Below are 244 nucleotides of genomic sequence, written 5' to 3' on the forward strand. Positions count from 1 at the left end.
GGCCAGCAGCCGCTTGGCCCGCGCACGCCCCAGCAGCGGCCCGAGCGCGGCGGCGATGCGCTCACTGACGATGAGCCCGCCGGTGAGCGCGAGGTGCTCGTGCATCCGGTACGGGAAGACCCGTAGGCCCTCCGCGAGTTCGGCCGCGTCGCGGCACGCGCCACCCGTCAGCCGCAGCAGCTCCCGCAGCGGCTGCCACTCGGCGTGCCAGGCGCCGCCGGGCCGTTCGTCCTCGGCGACGAGG

At 77.0% G+C, this 244-nt stretch carries 1 pseudogene; it reads right to left on the reverse strand.

From position 1 onward, the window contains the following. Positions 1-244 (reverse strand): annotated as a pseudogene (locus tag J0695_RS43350) (3-carboxy-cis,cis-muconate cycloisomerase); the annotation flags it as partial.

Source organism: Streptomyces beijiangensis (assembly GCF_017315755.1).
GTDB classification, from domain to species: Bacteria; Actinomycetota; Actinomycetes; order Streptomycetales; family Streptomycetaceae; genus Streptomyces; species Streptomyces beijiangensis.